Below are 17928 nucleotides of genomic sequence, written 5' to 3'. Positions count from 1 at the left end.
CGGCTAATCCGCGCTGTAGTCCTCGGTGCCGATCCTGGTGTGCCGCACCGCATCCAGTGTCGCCACCAGCACCCGATTGTGCAGCTGATCGATCAATGCCCGCCGTCCCGCGGTGAAATCCGGATCGGTGTTCAGCTGCGTCCACAGCCCACGCAGCGCGGATGGCGTATGCGCGCCGGGCACCCACAGATGTGCCAGGTGATGCAATACCGGTGCCAGCACCGCCACCGACTCCGCACTGCCCGACGGGTACAGATCGGAGTGCTCCAGCGCCGCGGCGGTGACCGACAGCAGCCAATCGTGCACCGCGAGATCCTCACAGAACCGCTGCACATCGGCCAGTTCCGCCTCGGTGCGCACGGTGATCAACGCGGTGCGGACCGTATCGTTCTGCAACCGGAACCACACCACCGGCTGCGCCGGATCACCGATCCGCGCCGCCCAGCGCAGCCTGGTCGTTCCGGATTGCACCGGCGTGTTCTGATCGAGGCGGTGATCCATCCGAATGCGGCCGAGCAGCCGATTGGCGATCGACGCGAGATCGAGGGTGCCCACCGGCGGCGGGCCCGCGGCCAGGAAGCCCTCGGCCAGCCGGGCGCCGGTTTCGGCGGTGACCTTGGTGATCACCTCGGACACCCCGACCTGGCTCAGATAGTGCGACCACGTCCGGCGCTGATCGCCTGCGGCGCGCACGACTCTGATCTGTGCCGAACTCTTCAGCACCCGTCCGCCGACCACGACCGCATGCGATGCCACCGTGCCGATCGCCCGCACATCGGGATGCGAAGGGGCGGCCAACCGACAATCGACGCCCTCGGCGGTGGTCGGCGAAACCGCGAGCGACATCGGCCGCTCCCGCCACAGCATCGGACGGCCCGGCACCAGCTCGAGCAGTTGCTCGAGATCACCGCGCGGCAGCGGCGTCGCCGCGGGTAGCAGGCAGGTGTCCACTTCACCGAACACGATCAGAGGGCCTGCGGGTGTCCTGGTCTGTGCCGCACCCGCACGCACCAGCAGGCGCACGGCACGGCCACGACGCAGCTGCCTGAGATGCGGCGCCGAGCGGGCCGTGCGCATCCGGCGCGCCGCCGAATCGTTCGGTTCGTTCACGTCAGGATCCGTCCAGCAGGAAATGGGTGAGGCGTTCGGTCACCTTGCGCGATACGTAGATACCCTCCTCGTCGCCCCTGGCGACGATCTGATCCACCACTTCGTCGTCGAGTTGTATGTGATCGAGTATTACCCGCACCGCGTGCTCGATACCCAGATATCGCTGCGGCAGCAGCGAAAGTGACCGATATGCGGCAAAAGGTTTGGCCCGCGGATTCAGCTGAACCACCGCGGGCATCTCCCACCAACTGCTCGGCCACGGCATACCCGCCTCCCGCGGCTGTGGCTCGACCACCGGCATACCGTCGAAACGCAGCATGCCCAGTCGCAGCAACTGCCAGATGGAGGCCAGATACGGGCAGGACCATTTGGTGAAGACTTCCTTGCGCCCGTTCACCTTTCGGGTCTGTTTGCTCCACATTTCGACATCGAGGAAAATCGAATGCTCGCGCCGACCGAACTCCTCGGCCGGTTCGTACGGCTCGTCGTGCATGGCCTGCTCCGAGGGATCATCGGAGGCGCGTCGGCCATTGCACAGCCAGCCGGATTCCGCGGTGGGCGGTCTGCGTCCGTTCGCGCCCTCGGGCGGTTCGGCCACGATGCGGGCGCGCACCAACTCGGCCAGCTCGATACGCGGCGCGCTCGCCGCGCCGTATTCGGCGGCCGGAACCTCCCAGCAGCCCGCCTCGCGCGCCAAATAGTCGATGCTCAGACCACATTCGTCGGCATTGCGCAGCAATTTGTCCAGGATTTCGCCGGGATTGGTGTCGGACCGGAAATAGTCGTCGACCAGAAAGCAGGTGCTCACCCTGGCACGCGGACCGAATTCGATTTTCGCGGCCTCGGTGAATGCCGTGACCAGCGGCACGATCCGACGAAACTGCGTGCGAATCTTCTCCTCGCCATTGGCCAGATCGTGCATATAGAAATGTCCGACCTCGATCGAAACATGGGACAGCGGCACCTTGGCGACGCGCGGGTGCTCGGCGGCCTCGCTGTAGCCTGCGGCATGCTCCATGTGCTCGAAATCCCTTTCCTCCGATGGGTGTTCTAGAGTTCGGTCGATTCAGATCCGGCGCCAGGTCGCGGGATCGAGCACGCGATCGGCGAGCGTGTCGAAGGCCTCGACGGTTGCCTTGTTGGCAATTTCCTTCTGCACGTCGATGTCCAGAATCAGCTGTTCGCGCCATTGCAATACCGGCTCGACCGGAGTCTCGCCGAGCATCGCGCTCGCACCGACCTTGTTCGTCGATGCCAGCCGTTTCAACATGGAGTCCTGCTGGTGCAACCAAGCCGCCTGCGGACCAGGAGATTCGGTCGCATCGTTCAATTGCGGCACCGCGGTGCGCACGTACCTGATGTTGTCCAGCAGCACCTCGGGATCGTGGCCCGCGCCCGCACCGCAATCGAGGATCCCGTACTGTCCGCGCACCAGACCGTGTGCGGCGATGATGTGCTGACGGGTCCAGCGATGAAATACCAACCAGCGCACCGTTCGCGCGGCCAGCTGCGGCAAAGCCGTTGCCTTGAGCGCGATTTCCATCGCCACCGAGCGTCCCGCGCTGAGATCGACAATGCACACGTCGAAGTCCTGATCGAGTTCGAGCAGCAACTGGGCGCAGTTGTCGAGGGTGCGGTCATCGATCTTGGTGAACTCCGCGCCACCGGCATCGCCGGGCAACAGGAACAGCTTGCCGGTGCGCGTGCGCATCTTGCGTAATTCGCGACGATCGGTAGTGTCCCGCACGTCGATTCGAGTGGCGACACCGCGACCGAGCAAATAGGAATGCAGGCCGTCGCCACCGGTGATGCCGCGCTCCACACCGCTGATCTCGAAGAGCGCACCCGCGGTAGGGGAACCGAAATCGAAATCCAGATAGGCGACCCGCTTACCTCGCACACACATCCGATAGGCGAGATTGCAGCTGGTCACCGAGCGGCCGGTGCCGCCCTTGTCGGAGGTTGCGAACACGATCATGCGCTAGGGGTTCCTTGTCGCATCGCGGCGGGCGGCGGCCAGTCGGTCGAGTTCACGCAGCGCGTCGAGAGCGTGCACGAAAGTGGTCGCGGAATCCTCGCGCACCAATCGCCTGGCCTGATCGATATGGTCCTCCACGCGATCGAGCGCGGCCCGGTTGCCCGAGGTGTCATCGATGCTCACACCGAGCATCTCCTGATCGAACCGATGCTCGGCGGTATTCAGCATGACCCGCGCGACGTCCTGCAGATCCGGCCAGTTCGGCGGCGGTTCACGGTAGGTGCGGTCCGCGGCCACCAGACATTCGACGACGCGTTCGGTCATGTACCAGGACGGCCTGGTGACCTCGGCATCGCCGTTCTCCCCGAACGCGCCCGCCGGATCGTCCCACAGTCCGGGCGCACCGGCCCGAAGCATGCGCCGATCCAGATGCTCCATCACCGATTTGGCCAATTCCATCAGCTTGTCGCGGGCCGCGACATTGTTGGACAGCCTGGCCGCCTGCAACATCCGCTTGAGCAGCACCGCTGAGAAGTCCGAAACCTCCCACTGCAGCGTCGGTCCCTCCTCGACGCCCTCACTGCCGCGCAGGGTCAGTCGCACGCCAGGAGTGTGCAGCGCGACCGCGGGGTCATCGCGCATGGTCCGGCGAATGATCCGGCCCCGGCCGGCCAATTCGTCGAAAATGGCCACGGCCCTTGTCAAGTCGTCATCGGAGGCGGTGCGCGCGACCAGATCCTGGATCAATACCGCGGATACGATGAGACTGAAGTAGTCCGACTGCTCGCCGTCGGAGGTGCGCCACGGAATATCCTCCAGCGGCCAACCGCCCGAGCCGAACCGCGCGACCGTCGACCAGTAGCGCTGGGTCAATTCCCAGCGGGTACGCAGGGCCTGTGCCAGCCGGTGCTGTTTCTCGTCGAGCAGACCGAGCTCGCCGGTGCGCGGGGAGACCAGGTCGTTGATGCCGTCCAGCGCGACGACCGTGAAATAGAGATACGGGCGCGGATCGGCGACGCCCTTCTCACTCGCGATCTGCGCCTCGACGAAGTCGACCTCGGTGGCATCGCGCGCCACACCCCAGCTCCACCCGCATTCGAACAGCAGATTCTCGTCCTCGAGCTCCTTGACCGATTCCTCCTGGCCCAGGGTGACGTCACTGCGCAACCGCGCCCGTACCCGCTCCAGACTGCGCCGGACACCGTCGACCATGGCCTGCTCAGGCTCGCCGGTCTGGTTCAGCATCCCCAGAATTGCCTGTCCCTCAGGGGATTTCGGCTTGACGGTATTGACGACGAAACTGCGGACCAGTCCGGTCATCGCCGCGGTGAGGCGCGTACTGAGCTGCCCGGAGAGGATATCGATCCGCTGTGTCAGTTCCCCTGGTCGCGCCCAACCGCGGAAGGCGCGCAGAAAGCGCAGGCCCGCCATACAGACGGTCAGCGACATGGAGTACGAGTCGACGACCTCGATACCACGCTGCGCCGAATTGGGTTCGCGCTCATCGGCGGAGCGCAGATAGCTGCCCGCGGAGAAGTTCGGCTGCCCGCCGTCCCGGGTGTTCTGCTCGATGTAGCGCTCGAGCAGCCAGACCACGAAGCTGCCGATCTGCTTCGGACCGCCGAGCGGTTCGAGGACCGAACTGACGTCGTCCTCCATGCGATCCGGATTGTCCAGTGCGAAGATATCGATCTCGGTGGCCGGATACAGCAGGCAGAGCAACTGTTCGGAATCGCTGATAGAGTTGGCGTCCATCCGACCGCCCCAGCGCCAGTCCCTGCCATCCCAGCACGCGGCGAGCATGGCGCGCCACACATCCAGAATCTGTTGCCTCGGTTGGATTCTCACCTGCTGCCGTCCTCACCCCAAGTCGCAGGCGCGCCGCTCCTCACCGCGTCCACGAACGTCAAATTAGCACGGGCACAACGCTGACGCTGCTCCACGAGGGTCCGATCCGGTTCCATTCCGGCATTATCTGAACCGGTCGCGGGGCCGTTCGAGCACGGGCAACCACACAGCATCCGGTGGCCCGAAAAGCGGGTAAACGACGCCGCCTGATGGCGGTTGTCCGAGCATAGAGCAACCGATGCAGCGCACGGCGCAAATCGGGTAACCGGGAGATCGCGCGGCCGGGACGAAACTCAGAGCATCAGGCGAACCATGTCGGCGGTCCGCGCCAATCCGGGAAACGCCTCGGGGGTCGAGCGGGGGTGCAGCGCATGTACAGCAAGCCGAAACATGACCGCTCGCAACAACATCTGCGGCCACTCGGGTAGATCGGACCAGCGGTCGAGCAGGCCGTCGTCGGCGCCGCCCCAGGCGAGTGCGTCGACGACGATGACGCCGGCGGCCCATGGCGCCGGACGCCAGTACGGGGTGATATCGGTCAGGCCGGGGGTGAAGACGCCGGCGAAAAGTACCGTGCCGAACAGGTCTCCGTGCACCAGTTGCGCGGGTGTTCGGACCGGTTTGCGGAGTGTGGCGAGTTGGCCGATCAGTTCCATGCTGCGTTGACCGTCGGGGGATGTTGCCGGGGTGATGCCACCGGCGCGCAGACTTCGCAGCGGGACCGCCTCCCAGGCGGCGCGGTCGGCGGCGACGAATACGTCGACATCGACCCAGGGGGCGACCGGCGGCTGGACCAGGAACCGAGGTCGTTCGAGTTCCGCCGTGGCCTTGTGTAGTCGCAGTGATACCGAGACGACCTCGTCGTAACGTGGCTCGGGCACACCCTCCAGGTAGGTATCCGCGCGCCAACCGGACACCACGTAGCGGCCGTCGGTGGCACGCACGGGGCGGGCCAGGCGCAGGCCGTCCACCTTCAGGGTTTCGCGGACCTTCGCCGACCACGCCGCCCTGGCATGATCGGCGATCGGGCTGAGCACCACATCACCGAGCCGCCAGCCACCGTCCCAGTCTCCCAGCGAAACCGGGGTCACTTCGCGCAGACCGAACGTGGCGCGCACGTGCTCGGGGGGTTCCACAGAAGTCACGGCCGTACGGTACCTGTGTTGAATTTGGCACGCCCGCGGCGCGCCGTGTGCTCTATTGTTGGCCGCGCCTTCGGCGCGGCGTGTTCGCGGCTCTGTTTTTGGCCGCGTGGCCGCGGCGTGTTCGCGGCCCCCGGGTGTCTCGCGTCCGAGCGGCCGAGACTCGCGACTTCGTCGCATGCGCTTCGGCCGCTCGGACGCGAGACGGGCCGCGAACGGTCGCTCGTAGGACTCGCTCTGTGGTGGTCACCGATGGTGGAGCGTTCGGCACCGATGCGTATGCGCTGGACGGTCGAGGCCCGGACCTTCGGCGCATGTGCTTTGACGGCTCGGACGCGAGATGGGCTGTAAACGGTCGCTCGTAGGGCTCGCTCCGTGGTGGTCACCAAGAGCGGATCGTTCGGCACTGATGCGTACGCGCGCCGGACGGTCGAGGCCCGGACCTCTAGCGCATGCGCTTCGGCCACTCGGACGCGAGACGGGCCGCGAACGGTCGCTGGTAAAACTCGCTCCGAGATGATCACCCACGGCGGCTCGCTCGGCACCTAACACACTCACATCCGATGGACGAATCCCATACCTACGGCACGCACTTCGACGACTCGGACGCGAGACGGGCCGCGAACGTCGCTCGTAGAACTCGCTCCGAGATGATCACCCACGGCCGCTCGCTCAGCACCTAACACACTCACATCCGATGGACGAATCCCATACCTACGGCACGCACTTCGACGACTCGGACGCGAGACGGGCCGCGAACGGTCGCTCGTCGGACAGCTGGCTCCGTGGTGGTTACGCCGCGAAGCAACCTCTCGACGCGAGTGCGCGATCTAGTAAACCGGCAGTGACTTGTCGACCTGATTCGCCCAGGCGACGATGCCGCCCTGCACGTGCGAGGCGTCGGCGAAACCGGCGTTCTTCAGGACCGCGAGCACCTCCGCCGAGCGGATGCCGGTCTTGCAGTGCAAGACGATCGGCCGGTTCTGCGGCAGATCCGACAGCGCCTCACCGGAAAGGAATCGATCCTTCGGGATGAGCTTGGCGCCCTCGATGTGCACGATGTCCCATTCGACGGGCTCGCGTACGTCGATGAGCTCGATTTCCTTGCCCGCGTCCAGCAGCTCCTTGAGCTCGCGCGCGGTAATCGTCGAACCCGCGGCCGCGGCCTGGCCCTCCTCGGACACCACACCGCAGAACGCCTCGTAGTCGATCAGTTCGGTGATCGGCTGACGCTCCGGATCGCGGCGCAGCTTGATGGTCCGGTAGTTCATATCCAGTGCGTCGTAGACCATGAGACGGCCGAGCAGCGGTTCGCCGATGCCGGTGATCAGCTTGATCGCCTCGGTCACCATGATCGAACCGATGGAGGCGCACAGCACGCCGAGGACACCGCCCTCGGCACAGGAGGGCACCATGCCGGGCGGCGGGGCCTCCGGGTAGAGATCGCGGTAGTTGATGCCGCGGCCGTCCGGTGCGTCCTCCCAGAAGACCGACGCCTGGCCCTCGAAGCGGTAGATGGAGCCCCAGACATAAGGCTTGCCCGCCAGCACCGCGGCGTCGTTGACCAGGTAGCGGGTGGCGAAGTTGTCGGTGCCGTCGACGATCAGGTCGTACTCGGCGAACAGCTCGACGGCGTTCTCCGGCTCCAAGCGGATCTTGTGCAGCCGGACCTCGATGCCGGAGTTGATCTCGAGGATGGAATCGCGCGCACTGTCGGCCTTCGGGCGGCCGATGTCGGATTCGCCGTGGATGATCTGGCGCTGCAGATTGGACGCGTCGACCTCGTCGAATTCGACGATGCCGAGCGTGCCGACACCGGCGGCCGCCAGATACAGCAGCGCGGGAGAGCCGAGCCCGCCGGCGCCGATTACCAGCACCTTGGCGTTCTTCAGCCGTTTCTGCCCGTCCACACCCACGTCCGGGATGATCAGATGACGGCTGTAGCGGGCGATCTCGTCCTTGGTCAGCTCCGCGGCCGGTTCGACCAGCGGCGGCAGGGACTTCGGTGATGACACGTCCAGGGCTCCTCGAATCAATTGGCCGATCGCACTGTGGTGGCTCAGCGCCTTATTACTCAACACCGACAACCGGGCCGTTCTTCCCGACCATGCTCTCGCACCACCAACCCGAACCCCTGAGTGGGTATACCCCAGGCGCCGACCTGCCCACTCACTCGACAACGACGGTCTTACGAGCGACTGTTCGCGGCCCGTCTCGCGTCCGAGCCGTCGAAGCGCATGCGCTGGAGATCCGGGCCTCGACCGTCCGGCGCATACCCATCAGTGCCGAACGATCCGCCATCGGTGACCACCACGGAGCGAGTCCTACGAGCGACCTGTTCGCGGCCCGTCTCGCGTCCGAGTGGCCGAAGCGCATGCGACGAAGTCGCGAGTCTCGGCCGCTCGGACGCGAGACACCAGGGGGCCGCGAACCCGCCGCGGCCACGCGGCCAAAATTCAACCGCGGGGATAGGGCCAGGGATTGAAGCGGCAGCGTTTGCCGTCCATCGGGACCACACCGTCGGGATCGAGGGCGGCGATGTCGTTGTTCTTGGTGCCGAAGGTCTGCTGCATCATCACCGGCGCGAGCCCGCCGTCGGCCTCGCACGGCTGATGCTGGTGGTAGCCGATGGCATGGCCGACCTCGTGGTTGACCTGGTACTGCCGATAGGAACCGATATCGCCCTCGAAGGCCAGAGCACCGCGCACCCAGCGCACCTCCGAAAGGACCACTCGCCGCAGATCGGCGTTGAAGCAGGAGGAGTCGATCGGAATGTCGAAACCGCATGCCTTGCGCGAGGATTCGCGGGAAGCGAGCGAAATGCGGAAGTCGGGTTCGCCGTGATCGATGCGCCGGAAGGCGAATTTGGTGTCGTGCGCCCAACTCTTGGGGTTGCCAAGGGTGCTGTCGACCAGCTTGGCCACGGATTCGTCGCCGCCGAATCCGGAAGTGTCCACGCCGTCCTCGATTTCGACGGTGTACTTGAACTGGAACTCCGATCCGGTGCCAACCTGCGCGGTGGTCCCCGGCACCAGACGCCATGTGCCCGTACCGGTTTCGGTGAAAGGTCCGCCGTCGGGCAGCGCGCCGGTCGGCAGATTCGTCGGGAAGTGGCCGTCGCCGGGCGGCGCGCCGATGATTCCCGCGGATGCCGCACGCGGGCTCAATCGCCCGAATCCCGGTGCCCCGCCTGCCATATCGGCCGGATCGGTGCCCCCGCGCACCGCGTCCACGATCACCAGCACGGTCACCACGAAAAGTACGGGAACTGCGTAAGCACGCCAACCATATGTCCGGATGAAACGGCCGACCGCGCTCTGTTTCTTGGTAGCGCGCTCGGGTCTCGGTGCGCGGGAACGACTCTCATCGGGTGCGGTGGGATCCCAGCGGGCCCGCAGCGGTTGATAGGAACGGTCGACCATTGGTTCGCGTAAGCCGAGCGGGTCATAGACCTCGACACCACTCTCATCCTGCGGTGGCGAACCGGATCTCCATTCGATCTCACCCTCGGCGCCGTCCCGGGCAGCGACACCGTTTCGGGTGGCTGCCCCCGTACGCACCTCGGGGCCTGGCCTTTCCACAGAGCCCGAGACTACGGAACCGGACGCGGTGGAGCCAGCCCGGCGATACGCACTGCGTCCGGCGCCGGAGGGTCTTTCCGGTCGTTCGGTCACGTCAACCAGCGTCTCACAGGGCGCAATACCCCCACCCGAGCAGTTCTCCACGCCTGATTTGCTGCGATATATCTCACCGAGTGGACTGCATCTGCGGCCCCGATCGGCAGACGAGAGACAAACGGGTATCGTTCTTGGGATACCCGGTGTACACCCCAATTTGCCGGGGCATCGACTGGGAGAGCCGAAAAATGACTGACCTCGTGGACCGGATGACGTCCCGCAAAGCGTCCTCCGGTGCCATGGCGCCGACCAAGCGCGGTACCCGGCTTCCGCGCGACGAGCGTCGTCAACAGCTACTCGCGGCCGCCAGTGAGGTTTTCGTCCAGCGCGGCTACCACGCCGCGGGTATGGACGAGATCTCGCAGTGCGCAGGTGTGAGCAAGCCGGTGCTCTATCAGCACTTCGCCAGCAAGCTGGAGCTCTACTTGGCGGTGCTGCAGAACTACGTCGACATGCTGGTGTCAGGTGTGCGCCAGGCGCTGCGTTCGACCACCGACAACCGGCAGCGCGTGCGCGCCGCGGTACAGGCCTACTTCGATTTCGTCGACAACGAAATGCAGGGCTTCCGACTGGTTTTCGAATCCGATCTGATCAGCGAGCCGCAGGTGCAGCGCCGGGTCGAGCAGGCCACCGAGGCCTGCGTGGACGCGGTCTTCGACCTGGTCGCCCACGACTCCGGTCTGGACCCCTACCGGGCCAGAATCCTCGCGGTCGGACTGGTCGGCACCAGCCAGTTCACCGCACGGTACTGGCTCGAGGCGGATCGGCCGATTCCGAAGGAAGAGGCGGTCGACACCACGGTCGCGCTGGCATGGGGCGGCCTGTCGCACGTGCCGCTGCACCCGATCCACTGATCGAGCATCGAGGCAGCAGAGCCCCCGCACTCGCCCGAGTGCGGGGGCTCTCGTCTGTGCGTCGCGGTTCGGCTCAGACCGCCGCGAAGCCGACGCGACCGCCGGTGGCGGCGCCGATCTCGACGTAGGCGACCTTCGAGGCCTGGATCAGGAACTTGCGGCCCTTCTCGTCGGTGAGCGCGACGACGCCGCCCTCGCCGCCCAGCGCACCGGACACCAGCGCCTCGACCTCGTCCGGGGTCTGCCCGCTGTTGATGACGAGTTCGCGCGGGCTATCCGAAATACCGATCTTGACCTCCACGGCCAACCTCCGAACCTAGAGTCCTGTGTGCTGTCGAATTCAAGGCTAATGCAGCACCCCGAAGCCGGTAGCACGCCCGCCTGCGCTCAGAGCGAAAAAATACTACTTGGGCTCGATGAGCTGGATTTCCAGCTCGACCTTGACGGTATCGCTGAGCATGCCGGGCAGTGGGCCGCCGACGCCGAAGTCGGTGCGCTTGATGGTGCCGCTCGCGGAGAAGCCCGCATGCCGGTCGCCGGTTCCGGCGAATACCTGGACGCCGCCCCACTCGACATCGAGGGTGACCGGCTTGGTGATCCCGCCGAGCGTGGCCTCGCCCTCGACCTCGAACGATTCGGTGATCTGAACCGGCTCGACGGCACGGAAGCTCAGGGTGGGGCGGTTGGCGACATCGAGGAAGTCGGCGGTGCGGACGTGGTTGTCACGATCGGCGTTGCCGGTGTCGAAGGAGTCGAGGTAGATGGTGGCGCCGAGGGTGGCGAAACCGTTGTCGTCGACGACGAACTCGGTCTCGAACTTGTTGAAGCGGCCGCGGACCTTGGAGATGCCGAGGTGGCGGATGGTGAACTCGACCTGGGAATGCATCGCGTCCAGGGCCCAGGAGCCCGGGGTGAGCGTGGTCGTGGATTCAGCGGAAGATGTCATGTCATAAACCATGACCGGACCGTGGTCCGCTAGCCAGACCGCCGTTATCCTGGACCCGTCAGGGCGCGGATAACCATCCCAGAACGGGGCACGATGAAACGTATGGCACCCAGTCCCTTCGCGGAATACCTCATCGCACGCCGTGCCCAATTGCGGCCGGCGGATGTGGGACTTCCCGAGGGCGGTCGTCGCCGTACCCCGGGACTGCGCCGCGAAGAGGTCGCGGTGCGCGCCGGGGTGAGCGCCGACTATCTGGCCCGGCTCGAGCAGGGCCGCGATACCAATCCGTCGCCCGCCGTCATCGACGCGCTCGCGCAGGCGCTGCTGATCGAGGGTAAGGACCGCCACCACTTCGGTTGGCTCGCAGTCACTTCGAGTAACGAATCCCGCTGTCCCACCACCGAATCCGTCGAAGAGCAGCCGACGCCCGCGATCGAGACCATCCTGCGCGCACTGCATCCCACCCCGGCCTTCGTGATCGGGCGGCGGCTCAATGTGCTCGGCTGGAATCCGGCCTGGGAGGACATCGCGAAACCCGTTGGGTTGCTCGACAATCCAGAGGTCGTGAATCTGGCCTGGTTCACCTTCGCGCATGCGCGCGCCAAGCAGGTGCTGCGGAACTGGGACGAGGTGGCCGATATCTTCTCGGCCGCACTGCGCCGCGCGACGATCCGCTGGCCGGGCGAGCATCGCCTGCTCGAGCTGATCGACGCGCTACTCGCCTGCCCGGAGTTCGAAAGCCGTTGGCAGCCACAGCATATCGACGACCTGGCCTCGGGCACGATGCGGTTCGACCACCCGGAGTACGGCCATATCGATATCCCGTTCGAGGCACTGAACGCCGATAAGGATCAGTGCATCGTCGTCTGGTTCACCGACCAGGCGCAGGCGCAATCACCCGGCCTGCGACTGGTCCGCGCGGTCAACGAGTAATCAGATTCCCAGGACGGCCATGCGTTCGGCGTGGCTGGCCTGCATGCGCTCGAACAGCGCGGCAATGCCGTTGAGGTCACCGGTCGCGGCGAGCACCAGCTCGGTGAGTTCGTCGCGCTGAGCCATCACGTACTGCGCCTGGGTGATCGCCTCACCGAGCAGTCGCCGACCCCACAGCGTCAGCCGGTCACGCTCGGAGCGGCTCGTCGCGGCCGCGCGGCGCACCTCCTCCACCACGAATTCGGAGTGGCTGGTCTCGGCGAGTACATCCCGGACCACGGCGGCGACCTCGGGCGACAGCGCACCGGCGATCTCGGTGTAGAAGTCGGCGGCGATGCCGTCACCGACATAGAACTTCACCATCGACTCGAGCCAGGTCGAGGGATCGGTGGAGTCGTGGTAGTCGTCCAGGGCACGCACGAACGGCGCCATCGCGTCGAAGATATCCACACCGCGCTGAGCCAGCGCGGACTCCAGGGTTTCGAAGTGCCGCATCTCGGCGGCGGCCATCTTCGCGGCGGCTACTTTGCCACGCAGCGTCGGCGACAGCTTGGCCTCCTCGGCCAGCCGGTAGAACGCGGAGATTTCACCGTAGGCGAGCACCGCGAACAGATCGATCACGCCCGTATCATCGGCGGAAATGAACGAGCCGGACAACGAAACCCCGACCGCTGCAGGTGACTGTGCTCCCATGTCGACACAGCCTAGTCCCGGTCTGTTACGTGAGACCGCCATCCCGTTACATGTCGCCGTCATCCCGACGAACATCGGGAGCGTCGTTTGTTCATCGGGCACCGCTCAACCCCGCGTCATGCCGATCGGATTGAGCGGCGGCACCACGCTCTCCTGGACACGCTTCGTCAACGGTTCGAGCAAGTAGGTCAGCTCGGCGATGGCGTCCTGCGAGAGCGCCGCCAGTGCGCCGTTCCAGGCGGCCTCGTCGGTGTCGGCCTCCACTCGTTCGAGCAATTCGGCGCCGGAGCCGGTCAACTCCGGACTGATCGGCTCCCCCACGATCAAACCCCTGGCACGCAACTCGTCGGCGATATCAGACCATTCCCGCTCCGACCAGCCGCGCGCGGGCCGCATCACCGATTCGGGCGATTTACCGGCCGCCACCTGCAGCACCAGCGCCTGCGACCCGGACAGACCGTGGGCGACCAGGGCCGCCACATGTCCGTCGCCGCGATGTTCGCGCAGCGTGGTCGTGAGCTGCCACAGCGCGGCCACGGGATCGGCCGACAGCGCCAATTCCGCATTCGCCGCATACAACGGGCGGCCGGTCGGATCCGCCGTGCGCGCCACCGGTTCGAGCAATTCGACGGCACGGGCGCAATTGGCGTCACCCGCTCCGGCCCCGCGCAACAATCCGAGCGAAAAGGCAAGCCGGGCCTGCAGACATGCCTCCGGCGTCGCACGGGCCCAAGCATCCGGCACCGCCTTGGCCACCGTGTCCGGATGGAATCCGGCGAAGGTCGCCAGTACCGCGCCCGCGCCCACCGTCCCGAGTGGCGCGGCCCGGAACGCGAAGTAGGTCTGCCAGAATCCGCGCAGCCCGAGCGCAACTCCGGCCTGCTTGACGTCGGCGCCGAAATACACGACATCGTGGATGGGTTCGAGAGTGTGCCAGATTCGACGCGCCAGATGAATTGCCATGTGGCGCAGCGTACGTCGACTGTCGACGCAAGGAAACCGCGCAATTCGTCCGAAATTACCGACCATTTCGAGCGACCTGCAAGCAGTCGCTACGATGGCGGACTGTTACGTCGAATTCGAGCCCAGCACAATATCACGCTACAATCTCTGCGGACAACGGAAATTTTCGTCCGTCGAGTCGCCGGATCGTACGGTCGCCCGAGTGTCGCCGACGAGGTTTTCGAAGTCCGGGAATATGTGCGCGCACCAGATCCGCATCACCCTTGCGCCGCGCCGATGTCTTCCGAGGTCAGCTGCCGAAACGACGAGCTCCCGCAGACATCAGGGCAGTGGCCGAGGTGAGTATCACAGGCGGATACGTGGTTGTCGCGGGCCGGCCGGTCCGCCCCACACCTCGTGCGCGCGTGACGCGATAACGAGGAAAGGCACGAACCTGAGCAAGATCACTGTCGAACAGGAACCTGGTCTGGCGGATACGCTACTGACCGCCGAACTGGACGAAACCCACACCGCTCCGACATTCGCCGAATTGGGGGTTCGCGATGAAATCGTGCGAGCACTCGGCGAGATCGGAATCGAACGCACATTCGCAATTCAGGAACTGACCCTGCCACTGGCACTCGCCGGTGAAGATCTGATCGGTCAGGCCCGCACGGGTATGGGTAAGACCTTCGGATTCGGTGTGCCGCTGCTGCACCGGATCGCCACCGCCGATACGGGGACGACCCCGCTGGACGGCACCCCGCGGGCACTGATCATCGTGCCGACGCGCGAACTCTGCATCCAGGTCACCCAGGATCTGGAGAACGCGAGCAAGTACCTGAAGAACCACCAGGGCCAGCTGCGCGTGCTCTCGATCTACGGCGGCCGCCCGTACGAGTCCCAGATCGCCGCGCTGCGCTCCGGTGTGGACGTCGTCGTCGGTACGCCCGGCCGACTCATGGATCTGGCCGATCAGGGCCATCTGATCCTCGGCAAGATCGGCGTGCTCGTCCTGGACGAGGCCGACGAAATGCTGGACCTGGGCTTCCTGCCCGATATCGAACGCATTCTCGGCATGGTTCCGACGCAGCGCCAGACCATGCTCTTCTCGGCCACCATGCCGGGCCCGATCATCACCCTGGCCCGGACCTTCCTGACCAGGCCGACGCATATCCGCGCCGAGGAACCGCACGATTCCGCCGTACACGATCGCACCGCGCAGTTCGTCTACCGTGCGCACGCACTGGACAAGAGCGAGCTGATCGCCAAGGTGCTGCAGGCCGAGAGCCGCGGCGCGACCATGATCTTCACCCGGACCAAGCGCACCGCGCAAAAGGTCGCCGACGATCTGGCCGACCGCGGCTTCGCCGTCGGCGCCGTACACGGTGACCTCGGGCAGATCGCTCGGGAGAAGGCGCTCACCAAGTTCCGCAAGGGCGCCGTCAATGTGCTGGTCGCGACCGATGTCGCGGCGCGCGGCATCGATATCGACGATGTCACCCACGTCATCAACTACCAGTGCCCGGAGGACGAAAAGACCTACGTGCACCGGATCGGGCGCACCGGCCGGGCCGGCCGCACCGGTGTCGCGGTGACGCTGATCGACTGGGACGAACTGAACCGCTGGGCGTCCATCGACACCGCCCTCGGTCTCGGCATCCCGGATCCGGTCGAAACCTATTCGCGGTCCCCGCACCTGTTCTCCGACCTCGGCATTCCGGAGGGTGTTACCGGCACGATCCGCAAGCCGAAGCCGGTCCGCGACGAGGACGCCGAGGTGGTCGAGCGCCCCGCTCGCACGCCACGCAAGCGCAATCGTCGCCGCACCCGCGCGGGTCAGCAGATCGACGGCGAAACCAACGGCATCGACACCGAAGAAGCCGAAACCGAAACCGCCGCAGCCCCGCTCGACGATGCGACCGACGATGAGACGGCGGATAAGCCCGCGCGTCGCCGCCGTCGCCGTCGCAGGTCCGCCGGTGCCACCGAAGACGGCACCGAGTCGAAAGACAACGGAGACAACGGAAACGGCGTGACCGCCGAGTCGGACTCGGACAGCGATTCCGATGCCGCCGAAACCACTGATCAGCCCGCACGACGTCGCCGCCGCCGTCGCAAGCCCGCGGGTGAGGCGGGCGCAGGCGAAGCGGCCGCAGGCGAAGCGACCGCGGACACCGCTCCCGAAACGGTGACCGCCTCGGCATAGTCCGATACACGGGCGCGTCTGTCAGGACAGGCGCGCCCGTGGCGTCCCAGCCACGGCGACGCGGACGCGTCACCGATGCACGGTCGCAGGCGAGCGGCAACGGGTCGCCGAACGTGGAAATACCGGCAGGTGAGCGCCATTGAACGCGGCTGCGGCCGTCCTACGTCGGCGGATGCCCACGCGAGACCGATCGCATCCCCCGGGCGACACGTTGTAGTCTCGCAAACGTGCTCGCACCCGAGCGGCGAACGCGCGCCGACATCATCTCCGCAGTCGCGATCGCCGTGGTCGTGGTGATCGCGGCGGCGGTGGTGTGGGCGCACAGTGATGCCAGGGGCACCGAATCGGTGACGGCGGAACATCCGGTTTCCACTCCCGCGGTCGCCGATCAGGTTCCGACCAGCCTGCGCGAGCTGTGGCATGCTCCGGACCCCGCGGCGAACCGGGCGCTGGTGGCCGCGGGCACGGTCGTGACAGGAGCGGATGGCACGGTCACCGGACACGATCCGCGTACCGGTGCGCAAGTGTGGCACTACCGGCGCGACCTACCGCTGTGCGGCGTGGAGTCGCAGTTCGGCACGGTGATCGCGGTGTACAAGGATCAGCGCGGCTGCAGCCAGGCCACGTTGCTGGCCGGTGAGGACGGTTCCCGCCGAACCGCCCGCAGCAGTTATATGGACCCGACCGTGCAGCTATCGGTCGACGGCACCTATGTGCTGGCCCAGGGCCCGCGGCGGCTGGAGATGTGGCGCTCGGATCTGGTGCGCACCCTCGAATACGGTTACGTCGACGCACCCGTGAACGTGAAAACCCAACCGCGCAAGGGCTGCAAGCTGATCTCGTCGAGTTCGAGCTCCACCCGGCTCGCCGTCCTCGAACGCTGCCCCGAAGATCCGTCCAATCGGCTGAGCGTGCTCAATCCGGCGCCGAAGGACAATACGGTGCCCGAGGAGTACGGCTCGCATGTGCTCAACGGATCCGGTGCGGACTCTCCCGACGGGCGGGTAATCGCGGTGTCCGACAACCGAATCGTGCTCTACCTGCCGGGTATGCCCGCGACCGCGACCGCCGAGGCGATTTCACCGCGGCTGGAGGTCTTCGACGGCACCGGGAATGCGCTTGTGGTGCACCAACTTTCCGCACCGCTGAGCGATAAGACGACAACCACTCGGATCAGTTCGCTGTTCCTGGTATTCACCGGCAACAGCCTGATCGCCTTGAACGCGGGTACTTTCGATCCGATCTGGGCCGCCCCCGGCGCACTCGGCAGTCCCGTCTTCATGGCGGGCCGACTACTCGTGCCGGTCGATGGCGCCATCGCGGTCCTCGATCCCACTTCGGGCACCGAGGTGTCGCGCATTCCGGTTGCCCGCCCCGGCTACGACGGCTCGCCCATCTCGCTCGCCGTCCTCGGCACAACTGTGCTGGAAAGACGTGGAGCCGAGATGTTCGCACTGGGCTCGTGATTACTGATTTAGTAAGAACATGGGTAACTCATCGGGAACGCCCAAAAACCCGGCGGCACCTACTGCCGGCCCGGCAAATGACGATCGAGGCACCGACGACCGGCACAAGATTCGGGGCGGCGGACTAGCG

Annotated in this window: 15 protein-coding genes; 4 read left to right on the top strand and 11 right to left on the bottom strand. The window is 66.0% G+C overall.

What is annotated here, in order from left to right; genetic code table 11:
* Positions 1–3: 3 nt before the first annotated feature.
* The 7 genes from ACQPXH_RS08220 to ACQPXH_RS08190 all read right to left on the bottom strand — a co-directional run bounded on the left by ACQPXH_RS08220 (position 4) and on the right by ACQPXH_RS08190 (position 9659).
* Entirely contained in the window at positions 4–1110 is a 1107-nt protein-coding gene (locus ACQPXH_RS08220) for an SCO2521 family protein (RefSeq protein WP_433601684.1), read from the bottom strand.
* A 1-nt stretch (position 1111) separates the two neighbouring features.
* The gene (locus ACQPXH_RS08215; protein ID WP_433601683.1) at positions 1112–2128 is read right to left on the bottom strand and encodes an SCO2522 family protein; all 1017 of its coding nucleotides are present in this window, start codon (positions 2126–2128) and stop codon (positions 1112–1114) included.
* 48 nt (positions 2129–2176) lie between these two features.
* Entirely contained in the window at positions 2177–3088 is a 912-nt protein-coding gene (locus ACQPXH_RS08210) for an SCO2523 family variant P-loop protein (protein ID WP_433601682.1), read from the bottom strand.
* Between the two features lie 3 nt (positions 3089–3091).
* Positions 3092–4936 (bottom strand): SCO2524 family protein, encoded by a 1845-nt coding sequence (locus ACQPXH_RS08205; protein WP_433601681.1) that lies wholly within the window; start codon positions 4934–4936, stop codon positions 3092–3094.
* A 293-nt stretch (positions 4937–5229) separates the two neighbouring features.
* Positions 5230–6081 carry a TIGR02569 family protein gene (locus tag ACQPXH_RS08200; RefSeq protein WP_433601680.1) on the bottom strand — a complete coding sequence of 284 codons (852 nt, stop codon included), beginning with the start codon at positions 6079–6081 and terminating at the stop codon, positions 5230–5232.
* Between the two features lie 827 nt (positions 6082–6908).
* Entirely contained in the window at positions 6909–8093 is a 1185-nt protein-coding gene (gene moeZ, locus ACQPXH_RS08195; protein ID WP_433601679.1) for an adenylyltransferase/sulfurtransferase MoeZ, read from the bottom strand.
* A gap of 441 nt (positions 8094–8534) precedes the next feature.
* The gene (locus tag ACQPXH_RS08190; protein ID WP_433601678.1) at positions 8535–9659 is read right to left on the bottom strand and encodes a DUF3152 domain-containing protein; all 1125 of its coding nucleotides are present in this window, start codon (positions 9657–9659) and stop codon (positions 8535–8537) included.
* Positions 9660–9943: 284 nt separating this feature from the next.
* Here ACQPXH_RS08190 and ACQPXH_RS08185 point away from each other — a divergent pair, with 284 nt between their 5' ends.
* Positions 9944–10609, top strand: coding sequence for a TetR/AcrR family transcriptional regulator (locus ACQPXH_RS08185; RefSeq protein WP_433601677.1), 666 nt, complete (start codon positions 9944–9946; stop codon positions 10607–10609).
* A gap of 73 nt (positions 10610–10682) precedes the next feature.
* On the opposite strand, the gene ACQPXH_RS08180 is transcribed toward ACQPXH_RS08185, so the two are convergent.
* Positions 10683–10910: a DUF3107 domain-containing protein gene (locus ACQPXH_RS08180; RefSeq protein ID WP_433603372.1), complete on the bottom strand. Its 228-nt coding sequence runs from the start codon at positions 10908–10910 to the stop codon at positions 10683–10685.
* A gap of 102 nt (positions 10911–11012) precedes the next feature.
* Positions 11013–11555, bottom strand: coding sequence for a YceI family protein (locus ACQPXH_RS08175; protein ID WP_063041154.1), 543 nt, complete (start codon positions 11553–11555; stop codon positions 11013–11015).
* Between the two features lie 102 nt (positions 11556–11657).
* On the opposite strand from ACQPXH_RS08175, the gene ACQPXH_RS08170 reads away from it, so the two are divergent.
* Positions 11658–12488 (top strand): helix-turn-helix transcriptional regulator, encoded by an 831-nt coding sequence (locus ACQPXH_RS08170; protein ID WP_433601676.1) that lies wholly within the window; start codon positions 11658–11660, stop codon positions 12486–12488.
* Here the strand turns inward: ACQPXH_RS08170 and ACQPXH_RS08165 are convergent, their stop codons facing one another.
* Complete coding sequence (locus tag ACQPXH_RS08165) at positions 12489–13181, bottom strand: ferritin-like fold-containing protein (protein WP_433601675.1); 693 nt, start codon at positions 13179–13181, stop codon at positions 12489–12491.
* Positions 13182–13286: 105 nt separating this feature from the next.
* The gene (locus ACQPXH_RS08160; protein WP_433601674.1) at positions 13287–14144 is read right to left on the bottom strand and encodes an SCO6745 family protein; all 858 of its coding nucleotides are present in this window, start codon (positions 14142–14144) and stop codon (positions 13287–13289) included.
* 412 nt (positions 14145–14556) lie between these two features.
* Here ACQPXH_RS08160 and ACQPXH_RS08155 point away from each other — a divergent pair, with 412 nt between their 5' ends.
* Positions 14557–16332 (top strand): DEAD/DEAH box helicase, encoded by a 1776-nt coding sequence (locus ACQPXH_RS08155; protein WP_433603371.1) that lies wholly within the window; start codon positions 14557–14559, stop codon positions 16330–16332.
* 227 nt (positions 16333–16559) lie between these two features.
* A complete protein-coding gene (locus ACQPXH_RS08150; RefSeq protein WP_433601673.1) occupies positions 16560–17798 on the top strand; it encodes an Rv3212 family protein in 1239 nt (412 codons plus the stop codon).
* Positions 17799–17928 lie beyond the last annotated feature (130 nt).

Source organism: Nocardia sp. CA-135953 (genome assembly GCF_050955735.1).
In the GTDB taxonomy this organism is placed as follows: Bacteria; Actinomycetota; Actinomycetes; order Mycobacteriales; family Mycobacteriaceae; genus Nocardia.
This window is presented reverse-complemented; position numbering and strand designations above follow the sequence as displayed.